The organism is Methylobacterium soli (assembly GCF_008806385.1).
Taxonomy (GTDB): Bacteria; Pseudomonadota; Alphaproteobacteria; order Rhizobiales; family Beijerinckiaceae; genus Methylobacterium; species Methylobacterium soli.
In genome coordinates, this window is sequence record NZ_VZZK01000012.1 from 136409 (window position 1) to 152592 (window position 16184).

General features: G+C 69.4%; 11 protein-coding genes. 8 read left to right on the top strand and 3 right to left on the bottom strand.

The window, feature by feature from the left end; all coding sequences use genetic code 11:
• The first annotated feature begins 375 nt into the window (after positions 1–375).
• A complete protein-coding gene (locus tag F6X53_RS13840; RefSeq protein WP_191970828.1) occupies positions 376–2343 on the top strand; it encodes a hybrid sensor histidine kinase/response regulator in 1968 nt (655 codons plus the stop codon).
• Positions 2344–2367: 24 nt separating this feature from the next.
• On the opposite strand, the gene F6X53_RS13845 is transcribed toward F6X53_RS13840, so the two are convergent.
• Both F6X53_RS13845 and F6X53_RS13850 read right to left on the bottom strand, forming a co-directional pair.
• Positions 2368–4599 (bottom strand): hypothetical protein, encoded by a 2232-nt coding sequence (locus F6X53_RS13845; RefSeq protein WP_151000691.1) that lies wholly within the window; start codon positions 4597–4599, stop codon positions 2368–2370.
• A gap of 243 nt (positions 4600–4842) precedes the next feature.
• Positions 4843–6858, bottom strand: a complete 2016-nt coding sequence (locus tag F6X53_RS13850; RefSeq protein WP_151000693.1) for an OPT family oligopeptide transporter — start codon at positions 6856–6858, stop codon at positions 4843–4845.
• Between the two features lie 374 nt (positions 6859–7232).
• On the opposite strand from F6X53_RS13850, the gene gntA reads away from it, so the two are divergent.
• The 7 genes from gntA (at position 7233) to F6X53_RS13885 (ending at position 15629) form a co-directional block, all read left to right on the top strand.
• Complete coding sequence (gntA, locus tag F6X53_RS13855; protein ID WP_151000695.1) at positions 7233–7985, top strand: guanitoxin biosynthesis heme-dependent pre-guanitoxin N-hydroxylase GntA; 753 nt, start codon at positions 7233–7235, stop codon at positions 7983–7985.
• 41 nt (positions 7986–8026) lie between these two features.
• On the top strand, positions 8027–8974 hold the full coding sequence (locus F6X53_RS13860) for a methyltransferase (RefSeq protein WP_151000696.1): 948 nt from the start codon (positions 8027–8029) through the stop codon (positions 8972–8974).
• A gap of 59 nt (positions 8975–9033) precedes the next feature.
• The gene (egtD, locus tag F6X53_RS13865) at positions 9034–9981 is read left to right on the top strand and encodes an L-histidine N(alpha)-methyltransferase (RefSeq protein WP_151000698.1); all 948 of its coding nucleotides are present in this window, start codon (positions 9034–9036) and stop codon (positions 9979–9981) included.
• Positions 9982–10213: 232 nt separating this feature from the next.
• On the top strand, positions 10214–10687 hold the full coding sequence (locus tag F6X53_RS13870; RefSeq protein WP_151000701.1) for a PAS domain-containing protein: 474 nt from the start codon (positions 10214–10216) through the stop codon (positions 10685–10687).
• A 297-nt stretch (positions 10688–10984) separates the two neighbouring features.
• Positions 10985–12697: a methyl-accepting chemotaxis protein gene (locus F6X53_RS33680; protein WP_151000703.1), complete on the top strand. Its 1713-nt coding sequence runs from the start codon at positions 10985–10987 to the stop codon at positions 12695–12697.
• Positions 12698–12776: 79 nt separating this feature from the next.
• Positions 12777–15149: a bifunctional diguanylate cyclase/phosphodiesterase gene (locus F6X53_RS13880; RefSeq protein WP_151000705.1), complete on the top strand. Its 2373-nt coding sequence runs from the start codon at positions 12777–12779 to the stop codon at positions 15147–15149.
• A 12-nt stretch (positions 15150–15161) separates the two neighbouring features.
• Positions 15162–15629 (top strand): BLUF domain-containing protein, encoded by a 468-nt coding sequence (locus F6X53_RS13885; RefSeq protein ID WP_191970830.1) that lies wholly within the window; start codon positions 15162–15164, stop codon positions 15627–15629.
• A gap of 56 nt (positions 15630–15685) precedes the next feature.
• On the opposite strand, the gene F6X53_RS13890 is transcribed toward F6X53_RS13885, so the two are convergent.
• Complete coding sequence (locus tag F6X53_RS13890; RefSeq protein WP_151000709.1) at positions 15686–16054, bottom strand: PRC-barrel domain-containing protein; 369 nt, start codon at positions 16052–16054, stop codon at positions 15686–15688.
• Between the last annotated feature and the right edge of the window lie 130 nt (positions 16055–16184).

The window sequence follows — 16184 nt, forward strand, 5'->3', positions numbered from 1 at the left end:
GAGCTGTTCCCGATCGCGTTGCGCCGGGACCGTCGGCCGCGCCCGTGCTGACGCGGACGCGGATCCCCTCTCCCGTGCGGGAGAGGGACAGGGTGAGGGTCGAGACCTTTCAGAACGAGGTGCGCCCGATCGGCGCCGATGATCGGCGATACGACCGCATGCTCCATCCTGAAGGCGCTCATCCCTCACCCCAACCCTCTCCCGCACGGGAGAGGGGGTCCGTCGCGCCGAGCCGGACCGGAGCTGCCGATTTTCCAGCCCGTTGCAACGCGATCGGGCGCGGCTCTAGAAGACGACAGCACTGCGTCGGCGTGGTAAAGAATGGCGCCCATGGCTGCCGAACGATCGCACCTTCGCACCCAACAAGATCGAGTGATGACGACAACCAAGACCATTGAAATGGCGGCACAGCACGACAATCGCTACCGGCTGTTGGTTGACTCGATCATCGATTACGCAATTTTCATGCTCGATCCGCAGGGGAATGTTGCGAGCTGGAACCGCGGAGCCGAGCGCTTCAAGGGGTATAAGGACAACGAGATCATCGGCCAGCACTTCTCGCGCTTCTACACGGAGGAGGATCGCGCCACGGATCTGCCCGGGCGCGCGCTCCAGATCGCCGCCACCGAGGGCCGCTTCGAGCAGGAAGGCTGGCGCGTCCGCAAGGACGGTTCGCTGATGTGGGCCCACGTGCTGATCGATCCGATCCGCGGCGAGGACGGCAGCCTCATCGGCTACGCCAAGGTCACTCGCGACCTGAGCGAGCGCAAGGCCACGCAGGAGGCGCTCCATGAGAGCGAGCAGCGCTTCCGCCTGCTCGTTCAGGGTGTGCAGGATTACGCGATCTACATGCTCGACCCGCTGGGCCGGATCGCGAGCTGGAATCGGGGGGCGCAACGCTTCAAGGGCTACACCGACGCGGAGATCGTCGGTGAGCATTTCTCCCGGTTCTACACGCCGGAGGACCAGGCGACAGGCCTGCCCGCGCGGGCTCTCAGAACGGCGGCCAAGGAAGGCCGCTTCGAGGCCGAGGGCTGGCGCGTGCGCAAGGACGGCACGCAGTTCTGGGCGCATGTCATCATCGATCCGATCCGCGGCGAGCACGACGAGCTGGTCGGTTTCGCCAAGATCACGCGCGACATCACGGAGCGGCGGGAGGCCCAGAAGGTCATCGAGGACACCCGTGCCCGCTTCATCCAGTCTCAGAAGCTGGAAGCGATCGGGCAGCTCACCGGGGGCGTCGCGCATGATTTCAACAACCTGCTGGCCGTGGTGCTCGGCAACCTGCACCTTGCCCGCAAGCGACTGCCTCAGGATCGCAAGCTGCTGCAGCTGATCGAGAACTCCATCCATGCGGCCGAGCGCGGCGCGACGCTGACCAAGCGCATGCTCGCCTTCGCGCGCCGGCAGGAGCTGACCACCGGTCCCGTGGACGTGCCGGAACTGGTGCGCGGCATGGCCGAGCTGCTGCAGCGCTCGATCGGCTCGACTATTCCGGTCAGCACGCAGTTTCCGTTGCAGTTGCCCCTGGCCTTTACCGACGCGAATCAGCTGGAGCTGGCGCTCCTCAACCTGACCGTCAACGCCCGGGATGCCATGCCGGAGGGCGGCACGATCACGATCGCGGCCCGGGAAGCACGGCTCGGCACGGAGGCGGTCCCCGGGCTCGCCCCCGGCAGCTACATCTGCCTGTCGGTCACCGATACCGGCGAGGGCATGGACGAACAGACCCTCGCCCGGGCGGCGGAGCCGTTCTTCACCACCAAGGGCGTGGGGAAAGGCACGGGCCTCGGCCTCTCGATGGTGCACGGCTTTGTCGAGCAGTCGGGCGGCCGGCTGATCCTCAAGAGCACCAAGGGCCAGGGCACGATCGCCGAGCTGTGGCTGCCGGAGGCCGAGGCCGGCGCCCTGCGGAACGCGGCACCCGAGACGGACCTGTCGGTCCCCCCGCTGCCGCCGCTGAGGGTCCTGGTCGTCGACGACGATCCGCTGGTGCTGATGAACACCGCCGCCATGCTGGAAGACCTCGGCCACGCGGTGCTGGAGGCTTCCTCGGGCGAGCAGGCCCTGCGGGTGCTGCGGCGTTCGGAGAGCATCGATCTCGTCATCACCGATCAGATGATGCCCGGCATGACCGGTTTGCAGCTGATCGAGGCCCTACAGGCCGAGCACGCCGCGCTCCCGGTGATCCTGGCGAGCGGGTATTCCGAGCTACCCGAGGACGGCCCGACGGGTCACCTGCGCCTGAACAAACCCTTCGAGCAGAGCGAGCTCGCCCGGGCGCTCGTGATCAGCCTGCGTCCCGAGGCCCAGGTTCTGCCGTTCCGGCCCAAGCACGGCTGATACGGCCGGACGCCTCCGGGCTTTTCACGGGGACTTCCGATTCCCTCCTGGATCGGCCGGCGGGTGATCGGGGGCACCCATCCGGTTGATCATGCGCGGCGCGAACCCGGTGATGTTGTCCATCACGAGCTGGTTCATGGCGCAGATGAAGGACGACAGGCGATAGCCGTCGTGGCGCGAGAGCGCGTTGTCGAAGGCGCGCATGTTCCAGAAGGGATCGTTGGCGAGCGTGATCGGCGCGATGCCGGTCAGGGTGAGCCCGTGCAGGAAGCGCGCCGCCGGCCTGCCGAGGCTCGGATCGGCGGATTCGGCCGGGGCGAGGTCCTCGCTGTCCCAGAACAATCCGGACTGCTCCGCCTTGCGCGCGCGGGCCCTGCTCAGCCAGCGATCCGTTCGCGGGCAGTCGATCGCCGCGTCCGCGAGGGTCGCGTAGGGATGGTGGCCCTCCGCGCGGGCATCGCGCAGGCCGAGCAATTCGTGGGTGGTGCCGAAGGGCGCCGCCGAGGGCTGCGCGTCCGCCAGGACGCCGGCCGCCGGGCGGGGCGGATCGAGGTTGCCGATCGTGTGCGATTCCTCCCGCAGGCTGACCTGGAACGGGAAGGTCCCGGCGACCACCGAGAGGGCGCGCAGCGGCAAGGTCAGGAGCGCGTCGAGGCTGCCGGCGGGCTTGGGCGGCGCGCAGCTCATCCCGCGGGGCTGGCGGCCCTCGAAGCGGGCGGCGACCCGGTCGAGGTAGCCGGAGGCGGGGCGGAAATCGAGCTTGAAGGTCGGAAACAGGTCGTGCGTCGCCCAATCGTAATCGACGCCGGAATCGAACATCGTGTCGGTGCTCGCGAGGCGCTGCCGGATCCGCTGCCGCGCGGCCTGGAAGCCGTCGTCGATCTCGAGGCCGATCCAGGCGCAGTCGCCTGGCCGCAGCCCGCCCGCCGGGAAGGCGAGCGCCGCCGTGACCGACACCAGCACCGGCCGCTGATCGGGCGGGAAGGTGCCGGCATCGTGGGCCACCTCGGCGGCCGAGATGTGCTCGTCGGGGTGGAGCGCGATGCGCTCCCAGACCGCGCGCTGGATCGCCGTCCACTTGCTCGCCTCGGAGGCCGGGTTGATCAGGACCACGAGATTGCCGAGGACCGGCGGCAGGCTCTCGCCGAAACGGTGACGGCGCACGGCCTTGAGCACATCGTCCTTGAGGCCGGTGGCCAGCATGTTGCCGCCGAGGCTGTGCCCGGCCACAATCAGGCGATTGTCCCGCTCGCTGCCATCCGGGCGCGGCGCGGCCAGAACGGATTCGATGGAGCGCAGGGCCGAGATCGCCGCGGGCGCGATGGCCTCGCTCACGGGCTTCCGGTCGAATAGGGTGGCCGCCGCCGAGACGTCGCCGAAGAAGCCCCCGACCGCGTCGCCGAACAGGTTGCGCAGGCCGCGCTCGTCGACCCGCGCGCCGCGCCAGCCGACATAGATCGCCGTGACCTTGGTCTCGCAGGCCTTCGGGCTGGTGGGGCAGCGCTGCTGCAGGAAGCGGGCGACATGGGCGGCGTAGAGGCGCAGATCGGCGACGTTGCCGTCGCCGACGCGGGCATCGTGGCGCCAGCCATGCACGAAGACCAGCACGTAGTTCGTCCCGGTCGCGAGGTGCTGCCTGAGCGCGTCGAGCTGGGTGATCACCGGCCTGACCCCGGCCGCCACCGCGCCGCTCGCGCGCATCTGGCTCTCCATGGCGTGGCGGAGCATGGCGCTCGTGTTGGCGACGTCGCTGCCGCTGCTGCGTGACACCAGGGCGTAAGGTTCGCCGTCCTCCTGGAATTCCAGGAAGCCGAGCGTGTAATCGAGCGGCTTCCCGTCCGGATGCTCGGAGGGCACGATGTGGCGCTGCAGGGCGCAGCGGAAGCGGGTGCGCCAGCGCGGGTCGCTCGCGATGGCCGCGCTCTCGTCGTTGCTCGCATCGATCCAGCCGCCGTCATCGACCGTGCTGGCCCCGGCAAGCCGCCGGCGTCCGGTCTCGGCCAGGATGGTCCAGCCCTGGGCGAGCCCGTCCTGGCATTCGGGGATCGAGGGGTCGAGATTGCGGTAAGCCCGCGCCTGCGGCGTCGACAGGACCCCGTAATTCACGAACAGGACGCCGAGGATCAGGAGGGCGGCGCCGACCATCGTTGCCGAGGTGACGCGCAAGGTGCGCACGTAGATCCGCCAGATCGGCGCGAGCCAGGATCGTCGCGGGCCGGAGGAAGCGCGCGGATCGGTGGTCTGTTGCGAGCGCACGGGAACGACGCCTTGGCTGAGCCTTGCGGGATCACCCTCTCGCTTAAGCGGCAGGCCACGGCCGATCAAGACTGCGCAAGACTACTATTGCAACCGGGCGTTGACTATTGAGCAATGAAATCTCGGGGTATTTCCGTCATTCGCCTCGGTCTTGGGCCGTATTCCGGCAGACGCTCGGTCAATCCGGAGGCCCGTCGCGCCGCCGTCTCGGCCGTGCGGCGATCGATCGGGAGCCGGACGGGCTCAGGCGGGGATGCGGGAGACGAGGCGGTAGAAGACCGCGAGGGCTGCCACGAAGACGGCCAAGCCGAGCCCGGTCGCGAGATGCGCGAAATCCGGCCCGACGAGCGCGAGCGACGCGCTGCGGCCGGTGAGCGTGTCCGCGCCCGCCAGGAGCACGCCGACGAAGCTCTCTCCGACGAGGAAGCCGGAGGACAGCAGCACCCCGCGGCGGCGCACGCCCTCATGGGCCGCATCCGCCGCGCTCCGGTCGCGCCCCGCGAACCGGGCTCGGACCGCGCGCTCGCTCGCCCAGCCGAGGATGCCCCCGATCGCGATCGTGACCACGACCTCCAGGGGCAGGTAGATGCCGATCCCGACCGTGAGGGCCGGGAAGACGCGATCCCGGCGGCGTAGCCAGGCCTCGATGGCCACCAGCACGACGCCGAGCCCCATTCCGGTCAGGACCATGCCCCAGGGCAGCGCGCCGTGAACGATGCCCTGGGCGATCTGCGTCATCAGGGCGGCCTGTGGGGCAGGCAGGGCCGCGCCCGCCTCCATGCCCTCCCGCGGCAGGGCCCCGACGAAGCCGTAGGCGTTGTGGAGCAGCGTCAGAAGCGGCGCGATCACCAGGGACCCGACGCCGACGCCCGCGACCAGCACCGCCTCCTGGCGCCAGGGCGTCGCGTCGACGAGCTGGCCGGTCTTCAGGTCCTGCAGATTGTCGTTGGCGATCGACGCCATGGTGACGATCACGGAGGCGATGAGGAGCGCCAGGCCGACGACGAAGCGATCCCCCTCGGGACCCGCCGCGCGCCCGACGAGCAGAGGCAGCAGCAGGGCCACCAGCATGGTGGTGAGAATGCCGATCCCCGAGATCGGGCTCGAGGACGATCCGAGGAGGCCCGCGAGGTAGCCGCAGGCCGCCGCCATCAGGAAGCCGAACAGGACCGCGAACAGGGTCGCGCAGAGGATCAGGACGGGATAGAGGCGGCCGAGCTCGGCTCCGGCCGAGAACCAGCCGAACAAACCCGCCAGCGGCAAGGTGAGGAAGGCGGCGGCCCCCGCCACCCAGGTGATCGGGATGTCCCGCTCCTGGCGCGGCAGGTCGCGCAAGGACGGATCGGTGCCCCGCGCGGCCTTCAGAGCCTCGCGGATGCTCGCGAGGATCGGCTGCACCAGGGTCGCGACGGTCCAGATGCCGCCGACCGCGATGATGCCCGCACCGATCAGGCGCACCTGCCCCGACCAGACCGCCTCGGCCGCCGCGCCCGGTTCGGTCCCCGCATCGCTGCCGAGGGCCGTCAGGAGCGGCACGGCCGCGCCCCAGGCGATGAGCACGCCGGTGAGGAGCGCGAGGCAGGCGCCGATCCCCACGAGGTAGCCGACGCCCACCAGTGCGAGGGAGAAGCCGGTTCCGAGGCGGAAGGCGGCCTGGCCCGCCTGCAGCGTGGCGTGCAGCCCCTCGCCGAGAAGGCGCAGGCCGCTTGTGCCGAGCGCGATCAGGGCCGCCGCCGCGCCCGCGCCGAGGAGCGTGCGCAGGCCCTGCCCGTCATGGGCATCCCCCGCCGAGGCGTCGCCGGCGCGCAGCACCTCGGCGGCGGCGGCGCCCTCGGGAAAGGGCAGGCCCGCCCCCGCCACCAGCGCGCGCCGCAGCGGGATCGAGTAGGCGACGCCGAGAAGCCCGCCGACGAGGCAGACCCCGCTCGTCTGCCAGAAGGGGAAGCCCTGCCAATGGCCGATCAGCACGAGGCCGGGCAGGACCAGGATGACGTTGCAGAGCGTGCCGGCCGCCGAGGCCTGCGTCTGCACGATGTTGTTCTCGAGGATCGAGGTGTTCCCGAACAGCCGCAGCAGGCCCATCGAGAGCATCGCGGCGGGGATCGAGGACGAGAAGGTCATCCCGGTCTTGAGGCCCATATAGACGTTGGCGGCCATGAACACGACGGTGATGGCGGCCCCGAGCACGAGACCGCGCACGGTGAGTTCGCGCGCGCGCCGCTCCGCCCCCTGAAGCTGTCGGCTGGTCTGCGCGTCCATCCCTCGGACCTCCTCGACCGCACCGGATCCCGTCTCGTTCGGGCGGTCCGCGGCAGGGCGGATCTCGCGCACGACAACGCCGCCGCTCCGCGGTTGATCCGAGGCCAGGCAGAAGCGTCAGTATTCACTCGCATTGAAGTTCACCCGCGATAATTTTCCGGCCGATCGAACGGTGTTAACGTAGGTTAATCGAGCTTCGATCGAGGATGTATGGGAACATCCGAAATAAAATCTGGTTGTTACGCGCGGGTCGACCATGTGATGACGCTAGTCAGCGCGATCATACGCTACGGCAATTTGCGATCGCCGGGGCGGTTCGTGCCGCACCGTGTGAACAGCTATGCCAGGGCTACCCCGAGACGTGACGGATTTGCATGCACTTTCCGACGGATGATGCCGGGCACCCCCTCGCCGAGCGCTTTCGCGCCTTCATCCGCAATCCGCCCTTTCCCTGCGTCGGGGCGAAATCCGCCCTGTCGCGCAGGCGCCTGACGGTGATGGTCGCGCGCGACATCGCGAGCGACGCGGAGGACGGGCGGATCTATGCCGCCCTGCTGGCCGTCATCTACCGCTATCGGTCGAGGCCCAGCCTCTTCCAGAGCTTCGCCGTCCTGTTCGAGGGACCCGCGCGCCTCTCGGAAGCCGCCTTCGAGGACCACCTCTGGACCCGCGCGCAATCCCTGTCCGACCGGGATAGCAGGCTCGGGCAGGCCTACGATTCCCGCGTCAGCCCGGACCCCGAGAGCCCGCACTTCTCCCTGAGCTTCGGGGGCGAGGCCTTCTTCCTCCTCGGGTTGCACCCGCAGGCGAGCCGGCCCGCCCGCCGCTTCGAGGCGCCCGCCCTCGTCTTCAACCTGCACGACCAGTTCGAGCGCCTGCGGAGCGAGGGCCGCTACGAGGGCCTGCGCGAGGCGATCCTGGAGCGGGATATCGCCTGGGCGGGCTCGGCGAACCCGATGCTGGCGCGACACGGCGAGCGCTCCGAGGCCTGCCAGTACAGCGGCCGCATCGTCCAGGAGAACTGGGCCTGCCCCTTCAGCCACCGGCCCGCGGCGGGGCCCCGCCCCGACGCCCAGGACCGGGCCCGCATCAGCGCGGACATGCGGGGCGGCGCCTTCGCGGTCTGAGGGATTGCGGGCCCGGGATGTCGAACCAGGAGAGAACCGACATGCAGCAAGACTGGCTCGAGACGGACGAGGCGCTCGTCGCGCTCATTCGGGCCGTGCGGGAGACGGGCTACAGCTTCACCACCGTGACGCCCGCGAGCCATGCCCGCGTCAACGCGCGCCCGGACGCGGCCTGGGCCCGGGACCTGCGCGACGTGCTCGGCTGGAGCCGGCCGTTTCGGGAGGAGGTCGTGCCGGCCGAAATCCTTGCGGCGATGCGGCGGGCGAACGTCGTCGAGCCCGCGGGCGAGGGCCTGCGCGCCACCATCCGGCTGTCCAGCCTCGACGGGGAACTCTTCCTGCACTCGGCCTATCCGCCGAGCGCCACCGACGCGGTCTTCTTCGGCCCGGACACGACGCGCTTCGTCTCGGCCGTGACAACGCATCTGGCCGGGCGCAGGGCTCCGGTGCAGCGCGCCGTCGATATCGGGGCGGGCTCGGGGGCGGCCGGCATCGTGGTGGCCAAGCGCGCACCCGGCGCGGAGGTGCTTCTGGTCGACATCAATCCGGCAGCACTTCGGGCCGGCCGGATCAATGCCCGCGCGGCCGGCGTCTCCGGCATCGTGCCCCGGCGCAGCAACCTCCTGCGGGAGGTCGAGGGCCGCTTCGACCTGATCGTCTCGAATCCGCCCTTCATGATCGACCGGAGCGGGCGCACCTACCGCCACGGCGGCGGCGCGCTCGGCGAGGGATTGTCGCTGGCCGTGGTCGAGGCCGCGGCCGAGCGTCTGGCGCCCGGCGGCAGCCTCGTGCTGTTCACGGGTTCCGTCATCGTCGGGGGCGCGGACCGGTTCCGCGAGGCGGCGCTCGCCGCCTGCGCCCGGGCGGGGCTCGCGACCGACTACCGCGAGTTCGATCCGGACGCCTACGGGGAAGAACTGGACGATCCCGCCTATGCCGAGGCCGACCGCATCGCCCTCGTCGTGCTCACGGCGACGCGCCCGGCCTGAGGCCGCCCCCGCTCTACAGGGGCAGGATCTCGCCCGGAACCAGGAGGAAGGTTCGCTCCATGACCGATTTCGTCACCGGCCTGGCGCCGGACGAGGCCGAGCTTCTGCAGGCGGCGCTGGATGGGCTTTCCGGGGTGCAGAAGCGCCTCCCCGGCAAGCTGCTGTGGGATGAGACCGGCTCCGACCTCTTCGATCGGATCTGCAGCAGCGCCGACTATTATCCGACCAGGACCGAGATGGCGCTGCTGCCCGGCGTGGCGGCCGAGATCGCGCCCCTGATCGGACCCGGCGCCACCGTCGTCGAGTTCGGCAGCGGCGCGAGCCGCAAGATCCGCACCCTGCTCGACGCCCTCGATCGGCCCGCGCGCTTCCTCGCCATCGACATCTCGGGCGAGTATCTCGAGGCCGCGATCCGGCGCCTCGCACCCGACTACCCGCAGGTCGAGATGATCCCGGTCTGCGCGGATTACTCGAAGCCGCTGCGCCTGCCCGTCGATCTCTCGGACAGCCGGGTGCTCGGCTTCTTTCCCGGCACCAGCATCGGCAATTTCCTGCCCGCCGACGCCGAATTGTTCCTCGAACGGGCCCGGGCGGTGCTGGGGCCGAGCCGCTTCCTCGTCGGGGCCGACCCGACCCAGGATCCGGCCCGTCTGATGCGGGCCTATGGAGACGCCGATGGCCTGATGCCGGCGCTCCACCGCAACCTCCTGGCGCGGCTCAATCGCGATTTCGACGCGGATTTCGAGATCGGCAATTTCCGCCATGAGGCGCGCGTGCTGCCGGACCCCTTCCGGGTCGAAGCCCATCTGGTGGCCTTGGCGCCCGCGACCTACCGGCTCGGGGGTCGCGCGATCCACTTCGCGGCCGGCGAGAGCATCCACACCGACAACTCGCACAAATACGCGCCCGAGACCTTCCGGGCCCTTGCCAGGAGCGCGGGCTGGCACCCGGAGCGGATGTGGCTCGACCCGGAGGGGTCGTTCAGCCTTCACCTCCTCGGCGCCTGACGGCCGAGCAACCTGGCCCCCGGGAGCTTGCCTCCCCGGGGTTCGGCAGACGATCCGAACGGATCCCGGTTCGGGGCGCGGTGAGGGTGAGAGAACGCGACCCCGGCTGCGATCCGGGGGCCGCAGGCGCGCAGCAAGGGTGAGGCCTGCCTCAACGGCAGGTGGTGGGGCCGGGTGCGATCCGGTATGGCTGGGTCCCTGTCGGTCCCGCAGCCCTCTGACCCGATCGGTCATGACGCTCCTCGAGGTCATTCACGCCTTCGCGCACGACTCGGCCGTGGCCATCGTGGTCACCGATGCCAAGCTGGAGAAGCCGGGGCCCACGATCCTCTACGCCAACGCGGCGTTCGAACGGCTCGTCGGCAAACCCGTGGCGGAGATCCTCGGGAACAGCCCACGCTTCATGCAGGGCCGCGAGACCCGCCGCCCGGTCCTGGACAACTTCGCGCAGGCCCTGGCCGCGGGCGAGCGCTTCCACGGCTACCTGACGAATTACCGGGCGGCTTCGCACAAATACGTGGTCGAGATCGATTGCCGTCCGCTCCGGAACGCCGACGGTCAGATCGAGTACTTCCTGTCGTTCCAGCGCGAAGTCGCACGACGGCGCGGACGCCCGTGGGGTGGCGTCGCGAGCCGGTTCGAGCCGGTCGCGGTAAGTAGCGACTCGTTAACTCCTAACTTGAAGTTGCTATCTGTTTTTGAATAAACGCAGTAGTTGTGGTTTGCAGCTGAGAAAAGGTTGCGAACGCAAAACAGCGTATTTGTGATCTATGTTAAACGGTTTATCTTGTGGTTGTGCTCGTTCTTCATGCGTAATTAAGGATTAGCTGGAAGATTAACAGCAGCCCGGACCGCACCATTGCGAGCGCGGCACGCTCCTCCAACTCCGCTTTCTCCCCTTCTGTCGCCAGTCCGGCAGCCCAGCACATCGCATCACGACAGCCGGGCCGGTCTCGGGCTGCGGCTGACGCGAAGCAGAGCCCACCCGAGGAAAGCCTCCGATATGTTCGGCAAGAAGGACTACGCAGGCCTGAAAGCCAAGCTCGACGCGCTGAGCAAATCGCTCGCCACGATCGAGTTTGCGCCGGATGGCACGATCCTCGACGCCAACGACAACTTCCTGGCCGCGATGGGCTACGTGCGCGGGCCGATTGTGGGGCAGCACCACCGCGTCTTCGTCGACCCCGCCGAGGCCGACAGCCCGGCATACCTGGCGTTCTGGCAGGCCCTGCGCGCCGGCCGGTTCCAGGCGGCCGAGTACCGCCGCCTCGCCCAGGGGGGGCGCGAGGTCTGGATCCAGGCCACCTACAATCCCGTGCTCGATGCCGGCGGCCAGGTCGTGAAGATCGTGAAATTCGCCACCGACATCACGGCCCAGAAGCAGCGCAACGCCGATTACGAGGGCCAGATCGCGGCCATCAACAAGGCGCAGGCGGTCATCCACTTCGCGCTCGACGGCACCATCCTGGACGCCAACGCGAACTTTCTCGCCGCTGCGGGCTATCCGCTCGAAGCGATCCGGGGCCAGCATCATCGCCTGTTCGTCGACGATGCCCACGCGGCGAGCTGGGAATACGCCGATTTCTGGCAGAGGCTGAACCGGGGCGAGTTCCAGTCCGGCGAGTACAAGCGCCGCGCCCAGGGCGGCCGCGAGCTTTGGCTGCGGGCGAGCTACAACCCGGTCTTCGACGCGGCCGGGCGGCCCTTCAAGATCGTCAAATACGCCACCGACATCACCGCGCAGAAGCTCCACAATGCCGATGTCGACGGCCAGATCCAGGCCATCGGCCGCTCGCAGGCCGTGATTGCCTTCAGCGTCGACGGCACGATCCTGGACGCCAACGAGAACTTTCAGGAGGCGGTCGGCTACCGCCTGGAAGAGATCCGGGGCCGGCACCACCGGATGTTCGTGGAGCCCGAGCACGCGGAAAGCCGCGCGTACCAGGCCTTCTGGGCGGATCTGCGCCGAGGCGAGTTCAAGTCCGGCGTGTACAAGCGGCGGGGCTGCAACGGGCGCGAGATCTGGCTTCAGGCCACCTACAACCCGATCCTCGACATGAACGGTCGGCCGTTCAAGGTGGTGAAATACGCCTCCGACATCACCCTGAACGTGCAGGCGCGGCTGGAGGCGACGGAGGCCACCCGGCAGACGCTCGACAACGTGCAGGCCGTGGCCTCGGCCGCCGAGGAAATGAGCGCCTCGGTGGTGGAGATCAGCGGCAACATGGCTCACTCCAAGGTGGCGGTGGACGACATCCATCACCGCACGCAGGAGGCCGACCGCGCGACGACGCAGCTGCGAGACGCCGCCCAGGCGATGGACGGCGTGGTGCAGACGATCACGAAGGTGGCTGAGCAGATCAACCTGCTGGCGCTGAACGCCACGATCGAGTCGGCGCGGGCCGGCGAGGCGGGCAAGGGCTTCGCCGTCGTGGCCGGCGAGGTGAAGGCCCTGGCCAGCCAGACCACGGTGGCGACCGCGCGCATCTCGGATCAGATCCTCGAGATGCAGCGGGTCTCGGGCGACGTCGTGCGCCTTCTGGCGGCGATCAGCGCGACCGTCACGACGGTGCAGAGCTACGTGACCGGCGTGGCGAGTGCGATCGAGGAACAGAGCGCGGTGACGCGCGAGATCTCCTGCAACATGCAGAACGCGGCGGGCGGCGTCGCCAGCATCAGCCGCAGCCTCGACCGCGTCGCCCGCGCTCCCGGCTAGGCGCGGACGATCCCATCCACGCCCGCGTGAGGCGGCTTGGCCGCACGTTCCGTCACCGTTCCACCTTCAGGCGCCCGCCATGATCCAGCTCTACACCTGCGTGGCGCACCAGCACGACCTGCGGCTCGTCGCGGTCGCCGCCATCATCTGCGCCCTCGGGACCTACTCGACCTTCGCCATGGGCCGGCAGGTGCTGCGCGACGGGCCCGTGACGGAGCGGCTCGCCTGGGCCATCACCGGCGTCGGCGCCACCAGCACGGCGATCTGGGCCACCCACTTCATCGCGATGCTGGCCTACGAGCCGAGCATGGCCTTCGGCTTCGCCATCGGCCAGACGGTCGCGTCCCTGCTCGTCGCGATCGTGCTGGTCGGCCTCGGAGCCGGAATCGTCCTCGCCCGGCGGAGTCTTGCGGGCCGCGTGATCGGCGGCGGCGTCATCGGGCTGGCAATCTCGGCCATGCATTACACCGGCATGAATGCCTATTACGTCCAGGGCACGCTGAACTGGGACGGCCTGACCGTCGCGGTCTCCGTCGCGGTCGGGGTCGGGCTCGGCAGCCTGTCGATGGTGCTCGGCTTCAGCGCCGACCGGCGCCTGCGCCGCCTCGCACCGCTCTCGCTGCTCGGTGCGGTCTGCGGCATGCACTTCCTCGGCATGAGCGCCGTGACCATCGCGTTCGACCCGCAGGTCGAGATCCCCGGCGGCAGTCTCGATGCCACGATCCTGTCGATCCTGACCGCGAACGCCGCGTTCCTGATCGTCGGCTCGTCGCTGGCGGCGTTGCGGCTGTGGCACGCGAGCCGGCGGCGGAACGAGGCCGAGAACCAGCGCCTTCGCAATCTCGCCGACATCGCGGTCGAAGGTCTGATGATCTGCGACGGCGACATCGTGACGGGGATCAATCACAGCCTCGAGCGCGTCATCGGCCTGCCGCGCGAGGCTCTGATCGGCGCGCCGCTGCAGAGCATCCTCCCCGGCCTGTCGACGGCCGAGATCCCGACCGAGCAGGAGGCCGATGCCGTGCTGCAGGATGGCGCCAGGACCGGGATCCCGGTGCGCGTCATCGCCCGGAGGACCACGATCAAGGCCAAGCCGCACATCGTCGTGGCCGTCCGGGATCAGCGCGAGCGGCTGCGCGCCGAGGCCGAGATGCACCGTCTCGCCCATCACGACGCGCTGACCGGGTTGGCCAACCGGCACCAGTTCAACCAGACGCTGGCCGCGCGCCTGTCCTCCCGCCGCGGCGAGGACGGGACCTTCGCGTTGCTGCTCCTCGACCTCGACCGGTTCAAGCTCGTCAACGACACGCTCGGGCACGCCATGGGCGACGCGCTGCTCCGGCGCGTCGCCCATCGCCTGCAGCGCGCCCTCAGCGAGGACGACCTCGTGGCGCGGCTCGGCGGCGACGAGTTCGCCGTCATCAAGGGCGGCGGAACCGACCTGCCGGGCCTTCAGGCCTTGGCCGAGCGGGTGAACGACATCCTGGCGCGCCCGTTCCTCATCGACGGGCACATCCTGAATGTCGGCACGAGCATCGGCATCGCGCTGGCGCCGAGCGACGGTTGCACCCCGAACCTGCTGATGGGCAATGCCGACCTCGCGCTCTACGGCGCCAAGGAGGACGGTCGCGGCCGCTACCGGATGTTCGAGGCCAGCATGAACGCGCGCATCCAGGCCCGCCGCTCGCTCGAACTCGACCTCAGGCGCGCCATCGCCCGGCAGGAATTCGCGCTGTACTACCAGCCGCAGGTCGATGCCCGGACCGGCACCTATGACGGTGCCGAGGCCCTGATCCGCTGGCGCCATCCCGAGCGTGGCCTGGTGTCTCCCGCCGATTTCATCCCGCTGGCGGAGGAGACGGGGCTGATCGGCATCCTCGGCGAATGGGTGCTGCGCACCGCCTGCACCGAGGCGCTGGCCTGGCCGGAACACCTGACGGTGGCCGTCAACCTCTCGCCCGTCCAGTTCCGCGACGCGCGGCTCGCCGCCACGATCCGCAACATCCTGGCCGAGACGGGCTTTCCGGCCGCCCGGCTGGAACTGGAGATCACCGAGGGCTCCCTCCTGCAGGACGAGCAGCGCACGCTGTCGATCCTGCGGGAGCTGCGGGCGCTCGGGATCCGCATCTCGATGGACGATTTTGGCACCGGCTACTCGTCGCTCAGCTATCTCAGCCGCTTTCCCTTCGACAAGATCAAGATCGACCAATCCTTCGTCCGGCGCACGCCGCACGACAAGGACAGCGCTGCGATCGTGCGCGCCATCGCGATGCTGGGCGCGAGCCTCGGCATGAAGACCACGGCCGAGGGGGTCGAGACCGATGTGCAGTCGAACTTCATCGCCGGGCAAGGCTGCGATCAGCTCCAGGGCTACCTGATCAGCCGGCCGGTCCCGGCCGACGCGATCGCGGACCTGTTCGCCGCCTCCGTCCCCCGCCGCGCCACCGCCTGAAGGATGCGTCGCATGCCCCTCTATCGCCTCCTCTACCGCAGCGACGTCCACCTCGTCGGGACCGAGGCCGGCATCCGGCAGCAGATCGCGGAGATCGTGCACGCTTCCGAGATCCGGAACGCGTCGGACGACCTGACCGGCGCCCTGCTTCACACGCGCGGCGTCTTCATCCAGGCGCTCGAAGGCCCGCTCCCGGCCATCGAGACGACGTTCGAGCGCATCTGCTGCGACCTGCGTCACCGGCGCGTCGAGCTCCTGGAATTCGTCCAGGCCGAGGAGCGGGTCTTCGGCGAATGGTCGATGGCGGGCATTCGCGCCGACCGGACGATCCAGAAGCTGTTTCCGCAACTCGACGCGCGCGAGGAGCCCTTCCTCGAGCCGGCCTCCGCGCAGGCCACGATCGGCCTGATGCGCGCGCTCCTGCTCGCCGGATCACGCGAGGGCGCGTCGCCGCGGGTCTCCGCCGCTCCAGCCTCCTGACGGAGACCGTCCGGCGGGAGGCGCGCGTCAGACCAGGACCGGGCGCGCAGCCGCCCTCACGGCATGGGCTCCGTGTAGAAGTCGCGGAGTTGCTGCCTCTCGTGCCCGGACAGGCGAGCGTTGTCGCTGCGCGAGAATTCGGGCGCCTGGCGCAGGTGCTCCTGCGTGATGGTCGTGTGGTAGCCGTGGAGCGTCGTGTCGTAATGCAGCTGCTCCCACGGAATCGTATGCGTCTCCGAACCGACGCCCAGGAAGCCCCCGAAGGTGGTGACCGCATAGGCGACGTGACCGCTGGTCTTCTCGATCACGAGGCGCTTGATCGATCCGATCCGCCTTCCGTTCAGGTCGAAGACCGCGGTGCCTTCGATGTGATCGCTCTCGATCAGCGGGTGGCTCAGAGCCGACGACATCTCGATCGTAGCCATAGCGCGTTTCCTCCTTTTCTTGTTTCAACAGCCCCTGGATTGGCCGGTTCCGCGCGGACGAGCCCTAGCTGTCCGGATGCGAAACCTCCTTGGCGACGGCTACAACCTTGAGCGCTTTCGGCAGCGCGTC

Excerpts from the sequence above, each read along its gene's own strand:
- egtD (WP_151000698.1), top strand. The coding sequence starts at position 9,034 with ATGACCGATTTCGTCACCGGCCTGGCGCCGGACGAGGCCGAGCTTCTG.
- gntA (WP_151000695.1), top strand. The coding sequence starts at position 7,233 with ATGCACTTTCCGACGGATGATGCCGGGCACCCCCTCGCCGAGCGCTTT.
- F6X53_RS13840 (WP_191970828.1), top strand. The coding sequence starts at position 376 with ATGACGACAACCAAGACCATTGAAATGGCGGCACAGCACGACAATCGC.
- F6X53_RS13885 (WP_191970830.1), top strand. The coding sequence starts at position 15,162 with ATGCCCCTCTATCGCCTCCTCTACCGCAGCGACGTCCACCTCGTCGGG.
- F6X53_RS13880 (WP_151000705.1), top strand. The coding sequence starts at position 12,777 with ATGATCCAGCTCTACACCTGCGTGGCGCACCAGCACGACCTGCGGCTC.
- F6X53_RS13860 (WP_151000696.1), top strand. The coding sequence starts at position 8,027 with ATGCAGCAAGACTGGCTCGAGACGGACGAGGCGCTCGTCGCGCTCATT.
- F6X53_RS13890 (WP_151000709.1), bottom strand. The coding sequence starts at position 16,054 with ATGGCTACGATCGAGATGTCGTCGGCTCTGAGCCACCCGCTGATCGAG.
- F6X53_RS13850 (WP_151000693.1), bottom strand. The coding sequence starts at position 6,858 with ATGGACGCGCAGACCAGCCGACAGCTTCAGGGGGCGGAGCGGCGCGCG.
- F6X53_RS33680 (WP_151000703.1), top strand. The coding sequence starts at position 10,985 with ATGTTCGGCAAGAAGGACTACGCAGGCCTGAAAGCCAAGCTCGACGCG.
- F6X53_RS13870 (WP_151000701.1), top strand. The coding sequence starts at position 10,214 with ATGACGCTCCTCGAGGTCATTCACGCCTTCGCGCACGACTCGGCCGTG.